The sequence below is a fragment of the Kitasatospora sp. NPDC029312 genome, assembly GCF_055569215.1.
Genome location: NZ_JBVHXY010000075.1, coordinates 12938 through 19999, shown reverse-complemented (window position 1 = coordinate 19999; position 7062 = coordinate 12938). Strand labels below are relative to the sequence as shown.

Annotated in this window: 4 protein-coding genes; 3 read left to right on the top strand and 1 reads right to left on the bottom strand. The window is 75.8% G+C overall.

Annotated elements, in window-relative coordinates; all coding sequences use genetic code 11:
* Positions 1-122 precede the first annotated feature (122 nt).
* Positions 123-4202: a Pls/PosA family non-ribosomal peptide synthetase gene (locus ACZ4WV_RS34775; protein WP_465753003.1), complete on the top strand. Its 4080-nt coding sequence runs from the start codon at positions 123-125 to the stop codon at positions 4200-4202.
* Between the two features lie 266 nt (positions 4203-4468).
* Here the strand turns inward: ACZ4WV_RS34775 and ACZ4WV_RS34770 are convergent, their stop codons facing one another.
* Positions 4469-4942, bottom strand: coding sequence for a MarR family winged helix-turn-helix transcriptional regulator (locus ACZ4WV_RS34770; RefSeq protein ID WP_465753001.1), 474 nt, complete (start codon positions 4940-4942; stop codon positions 4469-4471).
* Positions 4943-5143: 201 nt separating this feature from the next.
* Here ACZ4WV_RS34770 and ACZ4WV_RS34765 point away from each other — a divergent pair, with 201 nt between their 5' ends.
* The gene (locus ACZ4WV_RS34765; RefSeq protein ID WP_465752999.1) at positions 5144-6340 is read left to right on the top strand and encodes an MFS transporter; all 1197 of its coding nucleotides are present in this window, start codon (positions 5144-5146) and stop codon (positions 6338-6340) included.
* 48 nt (positions 6341-6388) lie between these two features.
* Complete coding sequence (locus ACZ4WV_RS34760) at positions 6389-6814, top strand: GlcG/HbpS family heme-binding protein (protein ID WP_465752998.1); 426 nt, start codon at positions 6389-6391, stop codon at positions 6812-6814.
* Positions 6815-7062: the final 248 nt, after the last annotated feature.

Below are 7062 nucleotides of genomic sequence, written 5' to 3'. Positions count from 1 at the left end.
CCCCCCCCCCCCCCCCCCCCCCCCCCCCCCCCCCCCCCCCCCCCCCCCCCCCCCCCCCCCCCCCCCCCCCCCCCCCCCCCCCCCCCCCCCCCCGCACCACACGGAGTCGAGGAACCACCCCCATGGACGCACGCCACGACACGGCCGGCCCGGGCACCCTGCACCGCACCCAGCCCGGGCAGGCCACCGGCTGGCCGGTGGCCCACCCCGCGCCGGCGCGCAGCCTGCTCGACGTCCTCGCCGCGACCGCGCACGCCCACCCGCACGCGCCCGCGCTCGACACCGGCGACACCGTCTTGGACTACCGCGCCCTGTTGCGTGAGACGGACGCCCTGGCCGGGGTCCTGGCCGGCCACGGCATCGGCCGCGGCGACCGGGTGGGTGTGCGCGTGCCTTCCGGTACCGCCGACCTCTACCTCGCGATCCTCGCCGTGATGCGCTGCGGCGCCGCCTACGTGCCCGTGGACGCCGACGATCCCGACGAGCGCGCCGAGGCGATCTGGCGTGACGCCGGGGTCTGCGCCGTCCTGGGCGCCGGGGGCCGGTTGGACACCGCGTCCGCCGTCCGGCCCTCGGGCCGGGCGGCCTGGCCGTCGGCGGGCGACGACGCCTGGGTCATCTTCACCTCCGGTACCACCGGCCGCCCCAAGGGCGTCGCCGTCACCCACCGCGCCGCCGCCGCGTTCGTCGACGCCGAGGCCCGCCTGTTCCTGGCCACCCGCCCGCTGGGCCCCGGCGACCGTGTCCTGGCGGGTCTGTCGGTGGCCTTCGACGCCTCCTGCGAGGAGATGTGGCTGGCCTGGCGCCACGGCGCCTGTCTCGTCCCCGCCCCCCGTGCCCTGGTCAAAGCCGGCACCGACCTGGGCCCCTGGCTCGTGCGGCGCGGTATCACCGCCGTGTCCACCGTGCCCACCCTGCTCGCCCTGTGGCCGCGTGAATGCCTGGAACGCGTGCGTCTGATCATCGTCGGCGGCGAGGCCTGCCCCGCCGAACTGGTCGAACGCCTGGCCGTCGACGGCCGCGAGTTCTGGAACACCTACGGCCCCACCGAGACCACCGTCGTGGCCACCGCCGCCCGCCTGCTCCCGGGCCGCCCCGTACGCATCGGCGCCCCGCTGGACGGCTGGGAGATCGCCGTCGTCGACCCGGCCGGCCACCCCGTCCCCTGGTACGAGAGCGGTGAACTGCTGATCGGCGGCATCGGCACCGCCCGCTACCTCGACCCCGGCAAGGACGCCGAGAAGTTCGGCCCCCACCCCGCGCTCGCCTCCCCGCGCGTCTACCGCAGCGGCGACCTGGTCCGCAACGACCCCGAGGGCCTGGTCTTCCTCGGCCGCGCCGACGACCAGGTCAAACTCGGCGGGCGCCGCGTCGAACTCGGCGAGATCGACGCCGCCCTGCAAGCCCTGCCCCACGTGCGCGCCGCGGCCGCCGCCGTCCGCACCACCCCCGCCGGCGCCGACCTGCTCGTCGGCTACCTCGTCGCCCAGCCCGGCACCCGCCCCGACCTCACCGCCGCCCGCCGGCACCTGCTGGAGCGCCTGCCCGCCCCGCTGGTGCCCCTCCTCGCCCTCGTCGACTCCCTGCCCACCCGCACCTCCGGCAAAGTCGACCGCACCGCCCTGCCCTGGCCCCTGCCCACCACCGGCACCACCCCCGGCACCCCCGGCGCCGGCGGGCCCGGCGAGACCCGCGGCGAAGTCCGCGGCGGCACCGCCGGCTGGCTCGCCGGCCACTGGCACCGCCTGCTGGGCACCACCCCCACCGAGAGCGACGACTTCTTCGCCCTGGGCGGCTCCAGCCTCACCGCCGCCCGCCTGGTCTCCGAACTGCGCACCCGCCACAGCGGCGTCTCCGTCGCCGACCTCTACGCCCACCCCGTCCTCGGCGACCTCGCCGCCTACCTCGACTCCCTCACCCCACCCCCACCCGCCACCCCCGGACCCGAAACCACCGGACCCGCCACCCCCGGCCCCGGCCCCGACACGGGAACGCAAGCCACCGGCCCGGGACCCGCCACCACCCCCGCCAGCGCCCCCGTCCGGCCCGTCCCGCGCAGCGCCGGCCTGTGGCAAACCCTCATCCTCCTCGCCCTGTTCGCCCTCACCGGCCTGCGCTGGACCATCGCCCTCATCACCGCCGACAACCTCCTCGCCCCCCACCTGCCCTGGGCCCCCCACAGCCCCTGGTGGCCCGTCATCGCCGGCCTCCTGCTCTTCCACACCGCCCCCGGCCGCACCCTCGCCGCCGCCACCGGCGCCCGCCTGCTCACCACCGGCCTGCGCCCCGGCAGCCACCCCCGCGGCGGCCACGTCCACCTCCGCCTGTGGGCCGCCGAACGCTTCACCGCCCTGTTCGCCCCCGCCGCCCTCAACGGCACCCCCTGGGCCCCCCGCTACGCCCGCCTGCTCGGCTGCCGCGTCGGCAAGAACGTCCACCTGCACACCCTGCCCCCCGTCACCGGCCTCGCCCGCATCGCCAACGGCGCCACCATCGAACCCGAAGCCGACCTCGCCGGCTGGTGGCTCGACGGCGACACCCTCCACCTCGGCCACCTCGACATCGGCGAAGGCGCCGCCGTCGGCCACCGCGCCACCCTCATGCCCGGCACCCGCATCGGCGCCCACGCCCACATCGCCCCCGGCGCCTGCGTCACCGGCACCGTCCCACCCGGCGAACACTGGACCGGCTCCCCGGCCCGCCCCACCACCCCCACCACCCCCACCCCCTGGCCCACCACCCCCGCCCGCCCCACCCGCCACTGGAACCCCGCCTACAGCGCCGCCTCCACCCTCTTCGGCCTCCTGCCCCTCATCGCCGCCCTGCCCGCCCTGTTCACCGCCTACCCCCTCATCGACCACGACCCCACCCTCACCCAGGCCCTCCTGCGACTCCTCCCGCTCACCATCCCCCTCGCCCTGCTCACCACCGCCTGCCACGCCGCCCTGATAGCCCTGCTCATCCGCACCCTCTCCCTGCCCCTGCGCCCCGGCTTCCACCCCGCCACCGGCCGCGTCGCCTTCTGCGCCTGGGCCGTCACCACCCTCAGCGACACCGCCCGCCGCACCCTCTTCCCCCTCTACGCCAGCCTCCTCACCCCCCTGTGGCTGCGCCTGCTCGGAGCCCGGGTGGGACAGCGCGTCGAAGCCTCCACCGTCCTCGCCCTGCCCACCCTGATGCGCGTCGACGACGGCGCCTTCCTCGCCGACGACACCCTCATCGCCCCCTACCAACTGCGCGGCACCTGGCTCCACCTGGGCCCCTCCCACATCGGACGCCGCTCCTTCGTCGGCAACTCCGCCATCGTCGGCCCCGACCGCCACCTGCCCGACAACTGCCTGATCGGCGTCCTGTCCGACGCCCCCGCCCACGCCCCCGAAGGCTCCTCCTGGCTGGGCCGGCCCGCCTTCGCCCTGCCCCGCGCCACCGACACCACCACCGACACCCGCACCTACAACCCCCCCACACCCCTGCGGTGGGCCCGCGCCGGCGTCGAGACCTGCCGCCTCATCCCCGTCATCACCGCCGCCCTCCTGGGCGACCTCGTCCTCGCCGCCCTCCAGGCGATCCGCAACGACCACGGCCTCACCGCCGCCTGCGCCGCCGCCGCACCCCTGCTCATCGCCGCCTGCGCCTGCGCCTGCGCCCTGGCCACCGCCGCCAAATGGCTCCTCGTCGGCCGCTTCCACGCCGACGAACACCCCCTGTGGTCCTCCTTCGTGTGGCGCAACGAGCTCTACGACACCTTCGTCGAGGAACTCGCCATGCCCTTCGGCGGCGCCGCCCTCACCGGCACCCCCTACCTCAACCTGTGGCTGCGCAGCCTCGGCGCCACGATCGGGCCCGGCGTGTGGTGCGAGACCCACTGGCTGCCCGAGAGCGACCTCGTCACGATCGAGGCCGGCGCCAGCGTCAACCGCGGCACCGTCCTGCAGACCCACCTGTTCCACGACCGGGTGATGCGCCTGGGCCCCGTCCACCTGGGCGCCGGCTCCACCGCCGGACCGCACTCGATCGTCCTGCTCAACTCCACCCTCGGCGCGGGCACCACCGTCGGCCCCGCCTCCCTGGTCATGCGCGGCGAGCACGTCCCCGACGCCACCCGCTGGCTCGGCAACCCCGTCGCCGCCTGGAACGCCGACCCCACCCCGCCACCGGGCCGCCGCGCCGCCCGCACCCGCCGCCGCCGACGGACGGGGTGAGACGGGCGGTGTGACCGGGAGGTGTCCGGGCGGTGTGACCGGGCGGTGCGACCGGCGGTGGCCGTCCCGGCGCGCGGGCCGAACGCGCCGATGCCCCGGGTCCGGACGGTGGTCCGGACCCGGGGCATCGGCATCGGCCTGCGCGCAGAAGCTGGGAAGCGCAGAAGCTGGGAAGCGCAGAAGCTCGGAAGTGCAGGAGCTCGGAAGTGCAGGTGCGCGGGTGCGCGGGTGCGCCGGGTGGGCGGGCGCGCGGGTGCGGCGGGGGGTCAGGGTCGGGGGAGGGCCGGCAGGGGGTCGACCGCTTCGACGGCCCGGACCAGGGGGGCCAGTTCGGGGTTTCTGGCGGCCTCGTCGAGGGCCTCGCGCAGGGCGGCGTCGTTGGTGGGGCGGGCCCGCTGCAGGAGCTCGAGGCCGTCCTCGGTGACGTCGGTGTAGATGCCGCGCCGGTCGGTGGGGCACAGGTAGCGCGAGAGCAGGCCGCGGTCCTCCAGCCGGGTGACCAGGCGGGTGGTGGCGCTCTGGCTGAGCACGACCGCGTCGGCGACCTGCTTCATCTGCAGGTGCCCGCCCTCGCCGTCGTGCTGGCGGCTGAGCACGTCCAGCAGCGAGTACTCCCGCACGCTCAGGTCGTGCTCGGACTGCAGGGCGCGTTCGATGTGCGCCTCGATCCGGCCGTACAGGAGGTAGAGGGCGGCCCAGCCGTTGGCGAGGGCGGTCAGCGCGGGGTCCGTGGCGGTCATGGGCCCGGTCTCCTTTCCGAGTACTACACGCCCAGGATAAGCCATACGAAGAAATATCGGCTAGAGCATGTAGAAAGCTTATGCAAGTACACGAAGGCGAGGCAGGTGCGCGAAGGCGGTTTGCCGGCAGTTGCATATATGCCGCGTCTGCAACTAACGTCGGGGTGTGTACGCGCTGGCAACCGCATGAAGGGTCGTGTCATGCCCCTCGCACTCCTCGCCCTGGCCATCGGGGCGTTCGGGATCGGGACCACCGAGTTCGTGATCATGGGCCTGCTGCCCGAGATCGCGGGCGACTACGGCGTCTCCATCCCCACCGCCGGGCTCCTGGTCACCGGCTACGCGATCGGCGTCGTCATCGGCGCCCCGCTGATGACGGTGCTCGCCACCAGGATCAGCCGCAAGACGATGCTGATGCTGCTGATGGGCCTGTTCACCGCCGGCAACCTGCTCTGCGCCACCGCGCCGACCTTCGCCGTCATGCTCGCCGGACGCGTCGTCGCCTCCCTCGCCCACGGCGCCTTCTTCGGCATCGGCTCCGTCGTCGCCGCGGAACTCGTCGCCCCCCACAAGAAGGCCGGCGCCATCGCCACCATGTTCACCGGCCTGACCGTCGCCAACATCGTCGGCGTCCCGCTCGGCACCTTCATCGGCCAGGCCGTCGGCTGGCGCACCACCTTCGCCGCCGTCGCCGCCCTCGGGGTGGCCGGCCTGCTCGGCATCGCCCGCCTCATACCCGCCGTGCCCCGCCCCCAGGGCGCCCACCTGCGCCGCGAACTCACCGCCTTCCGCAACCCGCAGGTCCTGCTCGCCATGGCGATGACCGTGCTCGGCTTCGGCGGCGTCTTCGCCGCGATCACCTACATCGCCCCGATGATGACCCACGTCGCCGGCTACTCCGAGGGCGCCGTCACCTGGCTGCTGGTGCTCCTCGGCGCCGGCATGTTCCTCGGCAACCTGCTCGGCGGCAGGTTCGCCGACCGCCGGCTCATGCCGATGCTCTCCACCAGCCTCGGCGCACTCGCCCTCGTCCTGGCCCTGTTCACCCTGACCGCCCACGACAAGAGCGCCGCCGCCGTGACCATCCTGCTGATCGGCGCGCTGGGCTTCGCCACCGTCCCGCCGCTGCAAAAGCGCGTCCTCGACCAGGCCCACGGCGCGCCCACCCTCGCCTCGGCCGTCAACATCGGCGCCTTCAACCTCGGCAACGCGCTGGCGGCCTGGCTCGGCGGCACCGTCATCTCCGCCGGCCTCGGCTACACCGCCCCCGACTGGGTCGGCGCCCTGCTCGCCGCGGCCGCCCTCCTGCTCGCCCTGTGGTCCGCCGCCCTGGAACGCCGCACCCCCACGCCCGCCGCCCCCGCCACCGCCGCCCCGGCCGTGCCCGCCCACCACTGACCGCCCCCCGCCCCCCTTCCAGCCCCCCGTTCAAGGAGAAGCGCCACCATGAGCCCGACCACCGCCCCCGCGGCAGCGCTCACCACCGCCGACGCCGAGACCCTCATCGGCGCCGCCCGCGCCGCCGCCGAGGCGGCCGCGACCCCCGTCAGCGTCACCGTCCTGGACGCCGGCGGCCACCTCCTGGCCTTCCGCCGCGACGAGCGCGCCGTCCTCATCTCCGGCGAGACCAGCACCCGCAAGGCCTACACCGCCCTGCAACTGGGCGCCCCCACCGCCGACCTGGTCCACCTCGTCAAGCCCGACGGCCCCTTCCACACCCTGCCCACCGCCCTGGACCGCCCCCTGCTGTTCATCGCCGGCGGCATCCCCGTCCACCGCGACGGCCGCCTCATCGGGGCCCTGGGCATCGGCGGCGGCACCCCCGAACAGGACCACGCCTTCGCCACCGCCGCACTGCGGCACCTCACCTGACCCCCCACCACGCAGCCCGGCAACGGCGTCGAGACCCCCGGACAGCGGCGACCAGGACACCCGGTCCGCGCGACACCCCGCCACCGGGCCGGGGAACCGGGGACCCGGGGGACCGGGGCCGGGGTGGCCGGGGGGGCGGGGCCGGGGCGGGGGCGCCGGGAGGAAGGCCGGGGTGGCCGGGGGGGGGGGGGGGGGGGGGTGGGGGGGGGGGGGGGGGGGGGACGGCGTCGCACCGTCCTTTTTTTCCC

Excerpts from the sequence above, each read along its gene's own strand:
- ACZ4WV_RS34775 (WP_465753003.1), top strand. The coding sequence starts at position 123 with ATGGACGCACGCCACGACACGGCCGGCCCGGGCACCCTGCACCGCACC.
- ACZ4WV_RS34770 (WP_465753001.1), bottom strand. The coding sequence starts at position 4,942 with ATGACCGCCACGGACCCCGCGCTGACCGCCCTCGCCAACGGCTGGGCC.
- ACZ4WV_RS34765 (WP_465752999.1), top strand. The coding sequence starts at position 5,144 with ATGCCCCTCGCACTCCTCGCCCTGGCCATCGGGGCGTTCGGGATCGGG.
- ACZ4WV_RS34760 (WP_465752998.1), top strand. The coding sequence starts at position 6,389 with ATGAGCCCGACCACCGCCCCCGCGGCAGCGCTCACCACCGCCGACGCC.